This window comes from Streptomyces sp. NPDC048331 (assembly GCF_043201215.1).
Lineage (GTDB): Bacteria > Actinomycetota > Actinomycetes > Streptomycetales > Streptomycetaceae > Streptomyces.
In genome coordinates, this window is record NZ_JBICYT010000008.1 from 212,391 (window position 1) to 227,685 (window position 15,295).

General features: G+C 72.4%; 15 protein-coding genes. 4 read left to right on the forward strand and 11 right to left on the reverse strand.

What is annotated here, in order from left to right; all coding sequences use genetic code 11:
- Positions 1-462 precede the first annotated feature (462 nt).
- Both ACGFYY_RS15230 and ACGFYY_RS15235 read right to left on the reverse strand, forming a co-directional pair.
- The gene (locus ACGFYY_RS15230) at positions 463-1,197 is read right to left on the reverse strand and encodes a helical backbone metal receptor (RefSeq protein WP_393709594.1); all 735 of its coding nucleotides are present in this window, start codon (positions 1,195-1,197) and stop codon (positions 463-465) included.
- Positions 1,194-1,808: a helix-turn-helix domain-containing protein gene (locus ACGFYY_RS15235; RefSeq protein WP_051774094.1), complete on the reverse strand. Its 615-nt coding sequence runs from the start codon at positions 1,806-1,808 to the stop codon at positions 1,194-1,196. The genes ACGFYY_RS15230 and ACGFYY_RS15235 overlap by 4 nt, the downstream gene beginning before the upstream one ends.
- A 234-nt stretch (positions 1,809-2,042) precedes the next feature.
- Here ACGFYY_RS15235 and ACGFYY_RS15240 point away from each other — a divergent pair, with 234 nt between their 5' ends.
- The 4 genes from ACGFYY_RS15240 (at position 2,043) to ACGFYY_RS15255 (ending at position 6,534) form a co-directional block, all read left to right on the forward strand.
- Entirely contained in the window at positions 2,043-2,948 is a 906-nt protein-coding gene (locus ACGFYY_RS15240) for a 5'-3' exonuclease H3TH domain-containing protein (protein ID WP_393709596.1), read from the forward strand.
- A gap of 48 nt (positions 2,949-2,996) precedes the next feature.
- Positions 2,997-3,836 (forward strand): siderophore-interacting protein, encoded by an 840-nt coding sequence (locus ACGFYY_RS15245; protein WP_393709540.1) that lies wholly within the window; start codon positions 2,997-2,999, stop codon positions 3,834-3,836.
- Positions 3,837-3,989: 153 nt separating this feature from the next.
- The gene (locus ACGFYY_RS15250; protein WP_393709542.1) at positions 3,990-5,549 is read left to right on the forward strand and encodes a serine hydrolase; all 1,560 of its coding nucleotides are present in this window, start codon (positions 3,990-3,992) and stop codon (positions 5,547-5,549) included.
- A gap of 19 nt (positions 5,550-5,568) precedes the next feature.
- A complete protein-coding gene (locus ACGFYY_RS15255; protein WP_393709544.1) occupies positions 5,569-6,534 on the forward strand; it encodes a pseudouridine synthase in 966 nt (321 codons plus the stop codon).
- Here the strand turns inward: ACGFYY_RS15255 and ACGFYY_RS15260 are convergent.
- The 9 genes from ACGFYY_RS15260 to ACGFYY_RS15300 form a co-directional block, all read right to left on the reverse strand.
- Positions 6,531-7,190, reverse strand: a complete 660-nt coding sequence (locus ACGFYY_RS15260; protein ID WP_393709546.1) for a helix-turn-helix domain-containing protein — start codon at positions 7,188-7,190, stop codon at positions 6,531-6,533. The genes ACGFYY_RS15255 and ACGFYY_RS15260 overlap by 4 nt on opposite strands.
- A 91-nt stretch (positions 7,191-7,281) precedes the next feature.
- On the reverse strand, positions 7,282-10,122 hold the full coding sequence (locus tag ACGFYY_RS15265; protein ID WP_393709548.1) for a DEAD/DEAH box helicase: 2,841 nt from the start codon (positions 10,120-10,122) through the stop codon (positions 7,282-7,284).
- A gap of 46 nt (positions 10,123-10,168) precedes the next feature.
- A complete protein-coding gene (locus ACGFYY_RS15270; protein WP_393709550.1) occupies positions 10,169-11,068 on the reverse strand; it encodes a diacylglycerol kinase in 900 nt (299 codons plus the stop codon).
- A gap of 84 nt (positions 11,069-11,152) precedes the next feature.
- Positions 11,153-12,118, reverse strand: coding sequence for a twin-arginine translocase subunit TatC (tatC, locus tag ACGFYY_RS15275; protein ID WP_393709552.1), 966 nt, complete (start codon positions 12,116-12,118; stop codon positions 11,153-11,155).
- A 46-nt stretch (positions 12,119-12,164) separates the two neighbouring features.
- Positions 12,165-12,455, reverse strand: a complete 291-nt coding sequence (tatA, locus tag ACGFYY_RS15280; RefSeq protein ID WP_365275554.1) for a Sec-independent protein translocase subunit TatA — start codon at positions 12,453-12,455, stop codon at positions 12,165-12,167.
- A gap of 168 nt (positions 12,456-12,623) precedes the next feature.
- Entirely contained in the window at positions 12,624-12,824 is a 201-nt protein-coding gene (locus ACGFYY_RS15285) for a hypothetical protein (protein WP_365275552.1), read from the reverse strand.
- Between the two features lie 26 nt (positions 12,825-12,850).
- Positions 12,851-13,078, reverse strand: coding sequence for a hypothetical protein (locus tag ACGFYY_RS15290; RefSeq protein ID WP_365275549.1), 228 nt, complete (start codon positions 13,076-13,078; stop codon positions 12,851-12,853).
- 14 nt (positions 13,079-13,092) lie between these two features.
- On the reverse strand, positions 13,093-14,061 hold the full coding sequence (locus ACGFYY_RS15295; protein WP_393709556.1) for a helix-turn-helix transcriptional regulator: 969 nt from the start codon (positions 14,059-14,061) through the stop codon (positions 13,093-13,095).
- 105 nt (positions 14,062-14,166) lie between these two features.
- Entirely contained in the window at positions 14,167-15,129 is a 963-nt protein-coding gene (locus ACGFYY_RS15300; RefSeq protein WP_393709558.1) for a helix-turn-helix transcriptional regulator, read from the reverse strand.
- Between the last annotated feature and the right edge of the window lie 166 nt (positions 15,130-15,295).

Sequence of the window (15,295 nt, forward strand, 5' to 3'; positions counted from 1 at the left end):
CCGCCCCTTCGGCCGGGGCCGGTCCCTCACGCCGGGCGGGATCCGATCACGGCGCGGGCGGGTCCGTGGGGCCGGGCAGGGGTATCTCCTCGGCTCGGCGCGTGCTGCATGTCTCGGCCGTGGGTCGGTGGTGGCGCCTCGTCCTGCGGGGACACCCCTGCCCGTCCCCACTCCCCACGCGTCGGGGTGGCTTCGGGGGCACTGTCGAACGCACCGCCGTGGGGCGGGGACACGGTGGAGTGTCCCCGCAGGACGAGCGCGCACCACCGACCCACCGCCGAGACATGCCGTACCGCGCGAGCCGAGGAGACACTCCACCGGGGCACCGACCCACACCACCAGCCCCGCCGGCGCTTGAGGCGCGGGGCCCGGGGCGGAGCCCCGGAACCACCGCCCGGCCGGAGCCGAACCGCAGCGCCCCGGAACCACCGCCCGGCCGGAGCCTCCGAAGCGGCGCCGACATCAGCGCGCCGCGCTCAACCCCTCCGCCAGCACCCGCGGGGCCTCCGCCAACGAAGGCCCGTACCAGGTCAGATGCCGCCCACTGAGCAGCGCCGCAGGTAGGTCCGGGAAAGCCTCCGGGCCGTCCTCCCGCGTGAAGCGGTACGGCTCGTCCGGCAGCACCACCAGGTCGCAGCCGGCCGCCGCGAGTTCCTCCACCGGCACCCGCGGATACCGCTCCGCATGACCGGCGTAGACGTTGCGCACGCCCAGCCGCGCCAGCAGGTCCCCCGCGAAGGTGTCCCGCCCCAGCACCATCCACGGCCGCCGCCAGATCGGCACGAAGGCGGAGGCGGCACGCACACCGACCGGCCCCGCCCCGGCCCACGCCCGCTCCGCGTCCGCCAGCCACCCCGGCCTCGTCAGCCCCAGCGCCCCCACGAGTACCCGATCCAGCTCCCGCAGAGCCTGCGGGAGGTCCCGTACCTCGGTGACCAACACCTCGACCCCGGCCGCCCGCAGCGCCTCCAGGTCGGGGGCCCGGTTCTCCTCCTCGTTGGCGATCACCAGGTCCGGCCGGAGCTCCGTGATCCGCCGTACGTCGGGGTTCTTCGTCCCCCCGACGCGCACCGCGTCGCCGAGGTCCCCGGGGTGCGTGCACCAGTCGGTGACCCCGACCAGCAGACCCGGCGCGCTCACGGCCACCGCCTCGGTCAGCGAGGGCACCAGCGAGACGACCCGCCGCACGCCGCTCAGTGTCCCGGCGACGGGGGCTCGGAGGTCGCGTGGATGTGCTCGCCCACCGCGACGACCAGGATCCGGGTGTCCTCGGTGACCGCCCGCCAGCGGTGGCGCACACCGCCGGACAGGAACAGCGCGTCCCCGCTCTCCAGCCGGTAGGCCCGCCCTTCCGCTTCGACCTGACAGGCGCCCTCGACCACGTACATCAGTTCGTCGTTGCGGTGCTGGTACTCGCGTCCGGCGTCCTGGTCCCCGGTGAACTCCATCGCGTGCAGCTGGTGGTGCCCCCGCACCAGGGGCCGTACGCCCGGGAACGGGGTGAGCCCGGAGGCGTCACCGGCCCGTACGAGGTCCACCGTGCGCGCGGTGTCGGAGGCGGCCAGCAGCTCGACGGCGGTGGTCTCCAGCGCGTCCGCGACCCGCTCCAGGGAGCGCATGCTGGGCCGGGCCCGTTCGTTCTCTATCTGACTCAGGAAGGGCACCGACAGGCCGCTGCGCGCCGACACGGCGGCCAGCGTGAGATGGAGCGCGCGGCGCCGCTTGCGCACGGCCACGCCCACCCGGAGCGGCTCCTTGCCGTCCTTGTCCTTGCTCTTGTCATCCCTGTCGTTCAGCTTGCCGTCCATGCCATCGGTGCCGTCGATGCCGTCCCTGTCGTTCATGTCGGGGCTGCCCTCCCCATGTCTGTCGCACATCGGTGTGCTGTAAGCACCTTACGCAGCAACCGCCTCCGGTTTCGCGTGCACGGCTGTTCCCGTACGCACGCGATCACTGTCCGTCGCGGCGCGGGGCGTCCGACCGGCCGGGACATCCACGGGGCGCGTTGCGGCATCATCGACTGCGTGACGACACGACGCCTGATGCTCCTGGACACCGCCTCCCTCTACTACCGCGCGTACTTCGGTGTGCCGGACTCGGTGAAGGCCCCCGACGGCACCCCGGTCAACGCCGTGCGCGGGCTGCTCGACTTCATCGGCCGGCTCGTCCAGGACCACCGGCCGGACGATCTGGTGGCGTGCATGGACGCCGACTGGCGGCCGCACTGGCGGGTGGAGCTGATCCCCTCCTACAAGGCGCACCGGGTGGCCGAGGAGACCGGGACCGGACCCGACGTGGAGGAGACCCCGGACACGCTCGCCCCGCAGGTGCCGATCATCGAGGCCGCGCTGGACGCCTTCGGCATCGCCCGGGTCGGGGTCGCCGGGTACGAGGCGGACGACGTGATCGGCACGCTCACCGCCCGCGCGAGCGGCCCGGTGGACATCGTCACCGGCGACCGGGACCTGTACCAGCTGGTGGACGACGCCCGGCAGCGGCGGGTGCTGTACCCGCTCAAGGGCGTCGGCACCCTGCAAGTGACCGACGAGGCGTGGCTCCGTGAGAAGTACGGGGTGGACGGCCCCGGTTACGCGGATCTGGCGCTGCTGCGCGGCGACCCGAGCGACGGCCTGCCGGGCGTCCCCGGCATCGGCGAGAAGACCGCCGCGAAACTCCTGGACGCGTACGGCACCCTGGCCGGGATCATGTCGGCGATCGACGACCCGAAGTCGAAGCTGACCCCGACCCAGCGCAAGCGCCTGGACGAGTCCCGGCCCTATCTGGCGGTGGCGCCGAAGGTGGTCCAGGTGGCCTCGGACGTGCCGCTGCCGGTATTCGACCCGGCCCTGCCGACGGCCCCGGCACAGCCCGAACTGGTGGACGCGCTAGCCCATCGGTGGGGTCTGGGTGGCGCAGTCGCTCGCCTGAGCAGCGTGCTGCGCCCATGAGGTGATAACTTAGGTAAGGCTAAGTTTCGTGGAGTCAGGGGAGTCACCGTGGCAGAAGGACGCGCCCGCACCGTCGGCACCGCCGTCGTCGTACGCACCGAGCGGCTTTCGCCGCACATGGTGCGGATCGTGCTGGGCGGTGAGGGCCTCCGGGAGTTCGACGCGGGCGAGTACACCGACCATTACGTGAAGCTGCTGTTCGCCCCGGTCGGCGTGAACTACCCCGCACCGTGGGACCTGGACCGGATCCGCGCGGACTTCCCCCGGGCGCAGTGGCCGCGCCAGCGCGCGTACACGGTACGGAACTGGGACCCCGCGCACCTGGAGCTGACCCTCGACTTCGTGGTCCACGGCGACGAGGGCCTGGCGGGCCCCTGGGCTGCGCGGGTGCAGCCGGGCGAGCTCGTACGCTTCCTCGGCCCGGGCGGCGCCTACGCCCCGGACCCGGTGGCCGGCTGGCACCTCCTGGTGGGCGACGAGAGCGCCCTGCCGGCGATCGCGGCCGCGATGGAGCGGATGCCGGCGGGCGCACGGGTCCATGCGTTCGTGGAGATCGACGGCCCGGCCGACGAGCTGAAGGTCGCCACCCCGGACGGCATCGTCCCGATCTGGCTGCACCGCGGCGACCGCCCGGTGGGCGAGGCCCTGGTGGAGGCCGTCACCTCCATGGAGTTCCCCTCCGCCGACGTTCACGCGTTCGTCCACGGCGAGGCCGGCTTCGTCAAGGAACTGCGCCGCCACCTGCGCATGGAGCGCGGCGTCCCGCGCGAGCGCCTGTCGATCTCGGGCTACTGGCGCCTGGGCGAGACGGACGAGGGCTGGCGCGCGATCAAGCGCGACTGGAACGCCTCGGTGGAGGCCGAACAGGAACACCGCGCGGCCGCCTGAAGGTTTCGCCCCGCAGCACCCCGCAGGCACCCCGCCGGCGTTCGAGGCGCGGGGGCCCGGGGGCGCCGCCCCCGGCAAAGGCGCCGCACCGCCGATCCGCACACCGTCGGACGGCGACGCGCGGCCGGCGACACCCGGCGGGACAATAGCTCCATGCGTACGCTCCCCGCCCTCGGGGCAGCCGGGGCCACGGTGCTCCTCACCGCGGCGGCGGCGTTGCCGGCCACGGCAGCGCCCACCCCACCGCCCGCCCCGAAGCCCCAGATCACGGACGCCGCCGTCGACAAGGCCGTGGCCCGCCTCGACAGCACCGTCGAGGACATGATGCGCCGCACCGGCGTCCCCGGCGTCTCCGTGGCCGTCGTCCACAACGACAAGGTCGTCCACCTCAAGGGCTACGGGCTGCGCCGGACCGGCGAGAGCGCCGAGGTGGGCCCGGACACCGTGTTCCAGCTGGCCTCGGTGTCCAAGCCCGTCTCCTCCACGATCGTGGCCGGCGCCCTGACCGACCCCCAGGAGTGGGACGACCGCGCCGTCCTGCCCGGGTTCTCCCTGAAGGACCCCTGGGTGAGCGACCACGTCACGACCGCCGATCTGTTCTCCCACCGCAGCGGCCTCCCCGACCACGCCGGCGACCTCCTCGAAGACCTCGGCTACGACCAGGCGTACATCCTCGACCACCTGCGCCTGGAGCCCCTCACCCCGTTCCGGGCGAGCTACGCCTACACCAACTTCGGGCTCACCGCGGCCGCCGAGGCCGTCGCCCGCGCCAAGGGCACCAGCTGGCAGAAGCTCAGCTCCGACACCCTCTTCAAGCCCGCCGGCATGACCCGTACGAGCACCGAGTTCGACGACTTCATCAACGCCCCCGACCATGCCTCCACCCACGTCAAGACGATCAACCCTGACACCGGCGCCGTCACCTGGAGCCCCCGCTTCGTCCGCGACCCCGACGCCCAGTCCCCGGCCGGCGGCATCAGCTCCACCGCCACCGACATGGCCCGCTGGCTGCGGCTGCAACTGGCCGGCGGCACCCTCGACGGGAAGCGGATCATCCCCGCCGACACCCTCGCCCGGACCCACCTGCCCGAGATCGTGTCCCAGCCGACCAACGCCATCGGCACCACCAGCTTCTACGGTCTCGGCTGGAACGTCGGCTACGACCAGGCCGGCCGCCTGCGCCTGAGCCACTCCGGCGGCTTCGAACTCGGCGCCAACACCAACGTCACCATGCTCCCGCTGGAGAAGCTCGGCATCGTCGTCCTGACCAACGGCGCCCCGGTCGGCCTGCCGGACGCCGTGGCCCTGGACTTCTTCGACTACGCCGAGCACGGCAAGGTCTCCACCGACTGGCTCCCGCTGGCCGCCTCCGCGTACGCCGCGGCCCTCGCGGCCCCGGGCGCGTCGACCACCGACTACGCCCACCCGCCCAAGGGCGCGCAACCGGCCCAGGACAGCGCCGCGTACATCGGGACGTACGACAACCCCTACTACGGCAAGGCCACCGTGACCGCCGACGACAAGGGCGCGCTCACCCTGGCGCTCGGCCCCAAGCCCCTGCGCTTCCCGCTGACCCACTACGACGGGGACACCTTCAGCTTCGTGACCCAGGGCGAGAACGCGGTCGGCCGCACCGGAGTGATCTTCGCCGACGGCACTCTGCGCGTGGAGTACCTCGACGCCGAACACCTGGGCACCTTCACCCAGCAGTAGCCGCATAGCCTGTTCCCCGATGAGACGCAGAGCCCAGCCACCGACCTCGCCCCTCCCCCAGCGCGCCGGTATCGACCCGGTCCGGCTGCGGCTGCCGCCCGACCCCGAGGGGACATGGCCGGACCTCGGCGACTACCTCGCGGCGCGCTACGCGGGCACCCGCGGCGCCGATTCCGTGGCCCGCCTGCTGGCCTCGGGCCGGGTACTGGGCCCCGGCGGGCGGGTGCTGCGCGCGGAGGACCCGTACGAGCCGGGCGCCTACCTGTGGTTCCACCGGGACATGGAGCCGGAGCCGCGGGTGCCCTTCCCGATCTCCGTGATCCACCGGGACGCGCACCTGCTGGTCGTGGACAAGCCGCACTTCCTGGCCACCACCCCGCGCGGCTCCCACATCACCGAGACCGCCCTGGCCCGGCTCCGCGCGGAGCTGGGCCTGCCCGACCTCAGCCCCGCGCACCGGCTGGACCGGCTGACGGCGGGGCTGGTGATGTTCAGCGTCCGGCCGCAGGACCGCGGCGCCTACCAGCTGCTCTTCCAGCGGCGCGAGGTGCACAAGGAGTACGAGGCCCTCGCACCCCACGACCCGGCGCTCGCCCGCACCCTCCCGCGTACGGTCCGCAGCCGGATCGAGAAGGCCCGCGGGGTCATGGCGGCGGTGGAGGTGCCGGGCGGCGAGCCCAATGCCGAGAGCCTCGTCGAACTCGTCGACTCCCGCAGCGGACTGGGCCGCTACCGGCTGACGCCGCGCACCGGCCGCACCCATCAGCTGCGGGTGCACATGAACGGCCTGGGCCTGCCCATCCTGGGCGACCCGGTGTATCCGCAGGTCACCGACCCGGCCCCGGACGACTACCGTAGGCCGCTGCAACTCCTGGCCCGGGTACTGGCGTTCACCGACCCGGTGACCGCGCGCGTGCACCGCTTCGAGAGCGACCGCACCCTCCAGGCCTGGGACGACCGGGCGGGCTGGGAGGCCGGATCCTAGGCGCCGGTCGGGCCGACGCCCGCGATGCGCAGGGCCGCGTCGGCCGTGGCCTCCGCGAAGACCGTCACCGGGCGCGCCGGATCCGTGCGGTGGATCAGCATGACGCCCTCGATGAGCCCGAAGACCAGGTCGCCCCGGAGCGTCAGCCCCGCCTTGTCCTCGGCCAGTTCGCCGCCGACGCGGGTTCCGGCGAGCAGCACCCGGTAGGCGTCCTTGAGTTCACCACGCATCCGGCGGAACCGCGCGAGGCGTGAGCCGCCCAGTTCGGGCAGCAGGTAGAGCGCCCCCAGGTTGTACGGGCCACCGCACAGCAGCAGGACGTCGGAGCGGCACAGCTCCCACAGCCTCCGCGCGGCGCATCGCCCGTCGTCCGCGAGCAGTTGCCTGGCCAGCACCAACGAGGGCGCGACCGTGGACTCCAACAGTTCGGCGAGGAGTTCCTCCTTGCCACCGAAGTAGTGGTACATCGTGGCCTGGCGCATCCCGGCCCGTTCGGCGACGGCCCGTGTGGTGGTCGCCGCGTATCCCTGGTCGGCGAACAACTCGGCCGCCGCGCAGAGGAGTTCCTCGCGCGGCGGCCGGCCGCTCTCCGGTCTCAGCCGGTCGGCACGTGGCCGACCGACCCGTCTCGGACCATCGTCCGCTTCCCCGCTCATGGCATCGATCGTCGCACAGAGCACGCCGATTCGATCATGGCAAGAGATCAGATCGAGCCATCCCCGCTCTCGGAGGAAGCCCCAAAACCGGCTATCCGACCGAGCTGTAGGCCACTACACCCCGAAGCAGCGCGTCCACGGCCTTGCGGGCATTGCGCGCCACCGTGCTCCCGCTGTCCCCGGAGGCAGCCGGAGCCGCCGCTGCGACCTGCCCGAGCACGTCGATGACCTGCTTGCACCAGCGCACGAAGTCACCGGCCGGCATCTCCGCCTCGCGCAGCACCTCGTCCAGGCTCTTGTCGGAGGCCCACTGGTAGGCCGCCCACGCGAAGCCGAGGTCCGGCTCGCGCTGGCCCACGCCCTCCGCCTGGTTGATGCGGTGCTCCTCCTCCAGCGCGTCGAGCCGGCCCCAGATCCGGACCATCTCGCCGAGCGCCGCCTTGGCCGCGCCGCCCGGCACCTTCGGGGCGACCGCGTCGTCGGACTGCCGCGCCTCGAACACCAACGCCGAGACACAGGCCGCCAGTTCGGCCGGGCTCAACCCCTCCCACACCTTGGCGCGCAGGCATTCGGAGGCCAGCAGGTCCAGCTCCCCGTACAGCCGGGCGAGTCGCCTGCCGTGCACGGTGACCTCGTCCTCGCGCAGGTAGTCCAGCTCGGTCAGCAGTGCGTGGATCCGGTCGAAGGTGCGGGCGATGGTGTTCGTCCGGCCCTCGATCCGCCGCTCCAGCTGCTGGGTGTCCCGCTGGAGCCGGTGGTAACGCTCCGCCCAGCGCGCGTGGTCCTCCCGCTCGTCGCAGCCGTGGCAGGGATGCGCCCGCAGCTCGCTGCGCAGCCGGGCGATCTCGCGGTCGTCGGCGGCCGCGGCCCGGCCGCGGGGGCGACGCTCCGGCGTGATGTGCCCGGCTTTGGTCCGCAGCTGGGACGCCAGGTCCCGACGGGACTGCGGCGAGCGCGCGTTGAAGGTCTTGGGGATCCGCATCCGGTCGAGCGCCTCCACCGGGACCGGGAAGTCGATCGCGGCGAGCCGCTTGACCTGCCGTTCGGCGGTGAGCACCAGCGGACGCGGGCCCTCGGCGTACTCGTGCCCGCGGTGCCCGTTGACCCGCCCGGCCGGCACGCCCGGGTCCAGGACCAGCGCGAGCCCGGCGAACTTGCCCGTCGGCACGTGGATGATGTCGCCCGGCTTGAGCTTCTCCAGCGAACTGGCCGCCTGCACCCGGCGCTGTGCCGCGCCCTGCTTGGCCAGGTCCGTCTCCCGGTCCTTGAGGTCACGGCGCAGCTGCGCGTACTCCTCGAAGTTCCCCAGGTGGCAGGTCATGCCCTCCTGGTAGCCCGCCAGGCCCTCCTCGTTGCGCTGCACCTGCCGGGAGATCCCGACGACCGAGCGGTCGGCCTGGAACTGCGCGAAGGAGGTCTCCAGCAGCTCGCGCGAGCGGTGCCGGCCGAACTGGCTGACCAGGTTCACGGCCATGTTGTACGACGGCTTGAAGCTGGATCGCAGCGGATACGTACGAGTACCGGCGAGCCCGGCGAGACCCGCCGGGTCCATCCCGCGCTGCCAGAGCACCACCGCGTGGCCCTCGACGTCGATACCGCGCCGCCCGGCCCGGCCGGTCAGCTGCGTGTACTCGCCGGGGGTGATGTCGGCGTGCTGCTCGCCGTTCCACTTGACGAGCTTCTCCAGGATCACCGTGCGCGCGGGCATGTTGATGCCCAGCGCCAGGGTCTCCGTGGCGAAGACGGCCTTGACCAGGCCGCGGACGAAGAGCTCCTCCACGACCTCCTTGAAGGTGGGCAGCATGCCCGCGTGGTGCGCGGCGATGCCCCGCTCCAGCCCTTCGAGCCACTCGTAGTACCCCAGGACGTGCAGGTCCTCGGTGGGGATGGAGGCGGTCCGCGACTCGACGATCTCGCGGACCCGCAGCCGCGCGGACTCGTCGTTGAGCCGTAGGCCCGCGAACAGGCACTGCTGGACCGCGGCCTCGCAGCCGGCCCGGCTGAAGATGAAGTTGATGGCGGGCAGCAGCCCGTCGTTGTCGAGGCGGGCGATGACCTCGGGGCGGGACGGGGTCCAGATCCGGCCGCGGGAGCGCCGCTCGCGCTCGCGGTCGGCCTCGCGGACCATCTTCCCGCGCCGCCGGTCCTTCGGACTGTAGGTCCGGCTGTTCTCCTCGCGGGCCATGCGCAGCAGGTCGGGATTGACCTCCCGGCGCGCGGAGCCGCGACCACCGTGGTCGGACTCCTCCTCGAAGAGGTCGTAGATCCGACGGCCGGCCATGACGTGCTGCCACAGCGGTACGGGCCGCTCCTCGGAGACGATCACCTCGGTGTCCCCGCGCACGGTGTCCAGCCAGTCGCCGAACTCCTCGGCGTTGGACACGGTGGCCGACAGGGAGACCAGGGTCACCGACTCGGGGAGGTGGATGATCACTTCCTCCCAGACGGCTCCGCGGAACCGGTCGGAGAGGTAGTGGACCTCGTCCATCACGACGTAGCCGAGGCCGCGCAGCGACTGGGAGCCCGCGTACAGCATGTTGCGGAGCACCTCGGTGGTCATCACGACCACCGGCGCCTCGGAGTTGACGCTGTTGTCGCCCGTCAGCAGGCCCACCTTGTCGGCGCCGTAGCGCTTGACGAGGTCGGCGTACTTCTGGTTCGACAGCGCCTTGATCGGCGTCGTGTAGAAGCACTTGCGGCCCTGCTGGAGGGCCAGGTGCACGGCGAACTCGCCGACGATGGTCTTGCCCGAGCCGGTCGGGGCGGCGACGAGGACGCCTTTGCCGGCCTCCAGCGCCTTGCATGCCTCGACCTGATACGGGTCCAGGTCGAAGTCGTACATCTCGCGGAAGGGGGCCAGGGCAGAGGCCTCTTCGGCGGCGCGGATCCGGGCAGCGGCGTACCGCTCGGCGGGTGAGAGTTCTTCGGTCATCTTGCTGTCGAGCCTACCCGCCACCTCTGACAACAGTCGCGATCATTTAAGTGAGCAGCCGGACGGCCCGGGGAACGCATTCGGCGGTCACCGGCAGCACCCCCAGCGGCTCGCCGTCCGCGTACGCGGACAGCCCCGCCGCCTCCAGGGTGATCTTCCTGGCCCGGTGGACGGTGACCTTGGGATGGTCGAGGTGGCGGCCCTTGTAGACCTGCGGGAACACGGTGAGCAGGGTGGCCCTGCTGCAGTCGCCGACCACCGTGACGTCGAAGAGCCCGTCGTCGGGGACGGCGGCCGCGCAGATGCGCATGCCCCCGCCGTAGGAGGATCCGTTGCCGACGGCCACCAGCGTGGCCTCGGTCTCGATCACCGGCCCGTCGTCCAGGGTGATCCGGTACGGGAACGGCCGGAAGGCGGCCAGCTCCGCGATCATCGCCAGGTCGTACTTGAACCGGCCGACCGGCAGCCGCATCCGGTTGCCCCGGTCGTTGACCCGCGAGTCGAAGCCCGAGCACAGCACCGTCCCGAACCACTTCTCGTAGTCGGCGCCGCCCACCCGGCCCAGGTCGATCTCCCGGATCCGGCTCTCCTTGACGGCTTCGGCGGCCAGCTGCCCGGCCCGCGCCGGTTCCCGCACGGGCAGGCCCATCGCCCGGGCGAAGTCGTTGCCGGTGCCCACCGCGACCACCCCGAGCGGCACCGGTGTCCCGGCCAGGGCCTGGAGCGCCAGGGAGACCACCCCGTCACCGCCCACCGCGATCACCGCGCCGGTGCCCTCCCGGACGGCGGCCATGAGCCGCGCCAGCGCGTCCGGCGCGTCGGTGCCCACGACGGTCCGTACGGAGAAGCCGGCCGCCCGGACAGCCGAAGCGGCCGGTTGCGCGGCGTGCGCGCCCCGGCCGCGTCCGGCTGTGGGATTGACGAAGAGGGTGACCTCGTGACTCATCCTCGGGAATGTACCGGAGCCCGTTCCCGGGTCTCGGCCGCCCCCGGCAGGGGCGCTCCCCGGCCGCGGCCGGGGGCGCACCGCTCAGGTCGCGTCGTCGTAACCGTTGATCCGCTGGCGTCCGCCGTCGGACTGCTCGGGCAGCCCCGCGGGAGCCGGGACCGACTCCAGTTCACCGATCGGCGCCGGGGTCAGGTCCAGCTGGGAGGCCTCGTCGTCGCTCAGGTCCGCGTCGGGGTCGTTGCGCCGACGCCTGCGGTCGTTGAGGAGGCAGATCCCCAGGGCGGCGAAGTAGAGGGCCACGATGGGCACGGCCAGCGCGAGCATCGTCGGCGGGTCGCCGGTGGGGGTCGCGAAGGCGGCGAAGATCGTGATGCCGAGGACCATGCCCCGCCACCAGCTCGCCAGCCGCTTGCCGGTGAGCACACCGGTGAAGTTCAGCAGGATCAGCAGCAGCGGCAGCTCGAAGGCCAGGCCGAACACGATCACCATGCGGGTGACCAGGTCCAGGTAGTCGTCGACCGGCAGCAGGTTGCGCGCGTGATCGGGGGTGAACTCCAGCATGATCGTCGCGGTCTGCGGGAGGATCTTGTACGCGATCACCGCGCCGGTCAGGAAGAGGGGCGCGCCGACCGCGACGAAGCTCCGCGCGTACTTCTTCTCGTGACTGTGCAGCCCGGGCGCGGCGAACGCCCACAGCTGGTAGAGCCACACCGGGGCGGACAGCACCACACCGGCCATCAGTGCGACCTTCAGGGCGATCGAGAACGCCGAGATCAGGCCGTTCACGGTCATGTCGGCGCAGGGACGACCGTTGCGCTGGGTCACCACACCATCCGTGCAGCCGACGGAGTCCAGCATCGGCTTCAACAGGAAGTTGATGATCTCCCGGTAGAAGAACGCGGCGACGATCGTGATCACCACGATCGCCAGGACCGACTTCAGCAGGCGGTTTCGGAGCTCACGCAGGTGCTCGACGAGAGGCATGCGCCCTTCGGCGTCCTTCGCCTGTCGTTCCTTCTTCTCCTGCTTGCGGGCAGAGTTGAGCAACCCACGTCCCTTGTCTCGTCGCAGATGACTGCGTGTACGGCGGGTGTCAGCCCTGGGCGGTGCGGTTCGGCTCGCTCACCGGACGCGAGCTGCTGACGTCACCCGGCGCGGCCTGGATGGTGCGCGGGGCGACCGGCTGCTGGGCGGACTGGTCCGCGGGCGCGGCGGTGGCGGCGTCGTCGCTCTCGCCGTCCTTCTTCATGGCCTTGGCCTCGCTCTTGAGGATGCGCGCCGACTTGCCGAGGGAGCGGGCCATGTCGGGGAGCTTCTTGGCGCCGAACAGCAGGATGATCAGTCCGACGATGACGAGGATTTCCCAACCCCTGAAGTTGCCCATAGGTCTTTTCCTTCTCTCCGAGGTTCACAGCACGCCGGACGGGCGCCCAGGACTTGCTCTACCGAGGATCGTAACCCCAGGGGGTTAACGCCCGGCAATCCCCGGGGGTCGTTCCGCTTGCACCCTGGCAGGTCGGCTATGCCCCGGTCACACCCATTCGTGCCCGCGTCAGGGACGTACGCCGTGTCCCGTCCGGGCCAGATCGACAGCCGCCTGCTCCAGATCCGCCGAGGCGTCGGTGATCCGGCGGCTGGCCTGCGCCACCTGGGACGCCAGCCTGCGCACCTCCACGTACACCCGCACCGCGAGCACGGCGAGCACGGCCACTCCGAGGAAACCCAGGACAATTGCGAACATCGGCCACAGCATGGGCCGAGCCTAGGCCACCCGCCGGGTCAGATGCTGCGCAGGGTGCTCACGCCACCACCGGTGAGCAGTTCCACGATCCGCTCCCCGGCGGGTTTGCGTACGGAGGCACCGCATTCAGGGCAGGTGAAGGAGTAGAACGTGGCCCGCCGGCTGCCGCCGATGGCCAGCCGCAGGGCGGCCGGGTCCAGCTCGAAGCGGGCACGGCAGTCGGGACAGGAGGCCTTGAAGGCGACGGGCCCGGACGTTGGCGACATCGACCGCGCTCCCCTCAGACCTGTTCCCCGTACCCCGCCAGCGCCTCCCGGGCGGCGCTGCGCGCGCTGTCCGCCAGCTCGGACGGAGCGACGATCCGACCCTCCCGGCCCAGCCGCAGCGCCAGCCTGCGGAGCGAGGCCGGGTCCGGGCTGCGCAGGGTGATCCGCAGACCACCCCCGGGCAGCTCCTCCGCGCTGTCGTGCGGGTAGTACTCGGCGACCCAGCGCCCGCCCGGCTCCACCTCGACCACGACCTCCGGGTCCTCGGCGGCCGGCTGCACCAGGCCCTCGGACAGGTCACGCGGCTCGATGGCGGGCGGCTCGGCCCGCTCGTCCAGCAGTTTGATCTCCGCGACCCGGTCGAGACGGAAGGTGCGCCGGGCCTCCGAGAGGTGGCACCAGCCCTCCATGTACGTGTGCCCCACCGCGAAGAGCCGGATCGGGTCGACCCTGCGCTCGGTGAGCTCGTCCCGCGCGGGCGAGTAGTAGCGCAGCCACAGCCGCCGGCGCTCCGCGATGGCCCGGTCGACGTCCGCGAAGACCCCGCCCTCGGACTCGAAGGTCACCGACAGCCGGGAGCTCGCCCCGGCCACCTCACCCGCGGCCGCCTCCAGCTTGGCGGTGGCCCGCAGCAGGGCGTCCCGGTCGCTCTCACGCAGCCCGGGCAGGGTGGCCACCGCGCGGGCCGCCACCAGCAGCGCGGTCGCCTCGTCGGCGGCCAGCCGCAGCGGCTCCGCGGTGGACTCCCCCGAGGCGTCGGGGTTGCGCCACCAGATGCGCTCCCCGTCGGTGTCGATGTCGAGCAGGTCCCCGCCCCGGAAGCTCGTCCCGCACATGGGCAGCACGTCGAGGTCCGAGATCAGCTCGTCCTCGGTGATCCCGAAAGCGCGCGCGACGTCCGCGACGTGCGCACCGGGGCGCTCGCGCAGGTAGGTCACCAGGGACAGCATCCGGCGGGTCTGGTCGATGGCGTTGGCAGCCATGCTGGTACGTCTCCCCCTCAGGGCACATCTGTGGATGTCGCTCTTGTGGAACGGTGCGGCCGCGGATCGGCCGCCGGGCCCGCAGGCCCCCGGGATCGGCCCCGGTCAGGCCCCGGCGACGGCCCGCAGCCGGCCCACCACGTCCGCCCGCAGGTCGGCGGGACCGACCACGACGACGTCGGGCCCGAACTCCACCAGCCAGGCGTCCAGCCCGTGCCCGTACGGGATCTCCAGCTCGTCCCAGCCGTCCCCGCCCCCGCCCTCGCGCACCGCGGTGGCCTTGGCCCGCAGCGGATAGCCCGCCCCGGCCCGCAGCCGGATCAGCGCGCTGCGGTCCGCGCTCTCCCCGGCCCAGCTCGCCACGGTCTCCCGTACGGTCACCACGTCCGGCACCTCGGCGGTGTACTTCGCGGCCCGCGAGCGGACCTTGCCGGTGATCCGGGAGAGCCGGAACACCCGCTCCGCCCCACGGTCACGGTCGTAGCCGGCCAGGTACCAGTGACCACGCCAGCACTCCAGCGCCCAGGGCTCCACCTGCCGGGTCTCCGGCCGGGCGGCGGTGGACTTGCGGTAGTCGAACACCACCGGCCTGCGGTCCCGGCAGGCCAGCATCAGCGGCTCGAAGGCCGCCTCGTGGACCGGGATGCGCGGCTCGATCGCGCTGTGCTGTCCCTCGTACGGGTCCTCCGCCTCGGGCATCCCGCCCGCACGCAGCTTCTGCAGGGCCCCGCTGGCGGCCCCCGCCAGCCGCGCCTGCTGCCACACCTTGGCCGCCAACCCCAGGGCCGCGGCCTCCTCGGCGTCCAGCGAGACGGGGGGCAACCGGTTGCTGTCCCGACGGGCCAGGTAACCGGTCTCGCCGTCCAGGTTCTCCACCGTCTCGATGACGAGGCCGAGTTCACGCAGGTCGTCCTTGTCCCGCTCGAACATGCGGTTGAAGGACTCGTCGTTGCCGGCCTCCATGTAGGCCTCGATGGAACCGCGCAACTCCCGCTTGCTGAGCGGACGGCGGGTCCCCAGCAGACACAGCGCCAGATTCATCAGCCGCTCGGCCTTGGCAATCGCCATCGACGCCCTTCCGCCCTTCTCCGCCTGCACATCCGTCGAACCATCACCCGGGTCGCCCCCGATGCGGACGGACCCGTTGACCGTTGACCGTACCGCCCCGGCGCGCCCCGGCAAAAGCGAGGGGCCCCCGCCGGACGGCGGGGGCCCCTCGACCGATCGCGAAGTG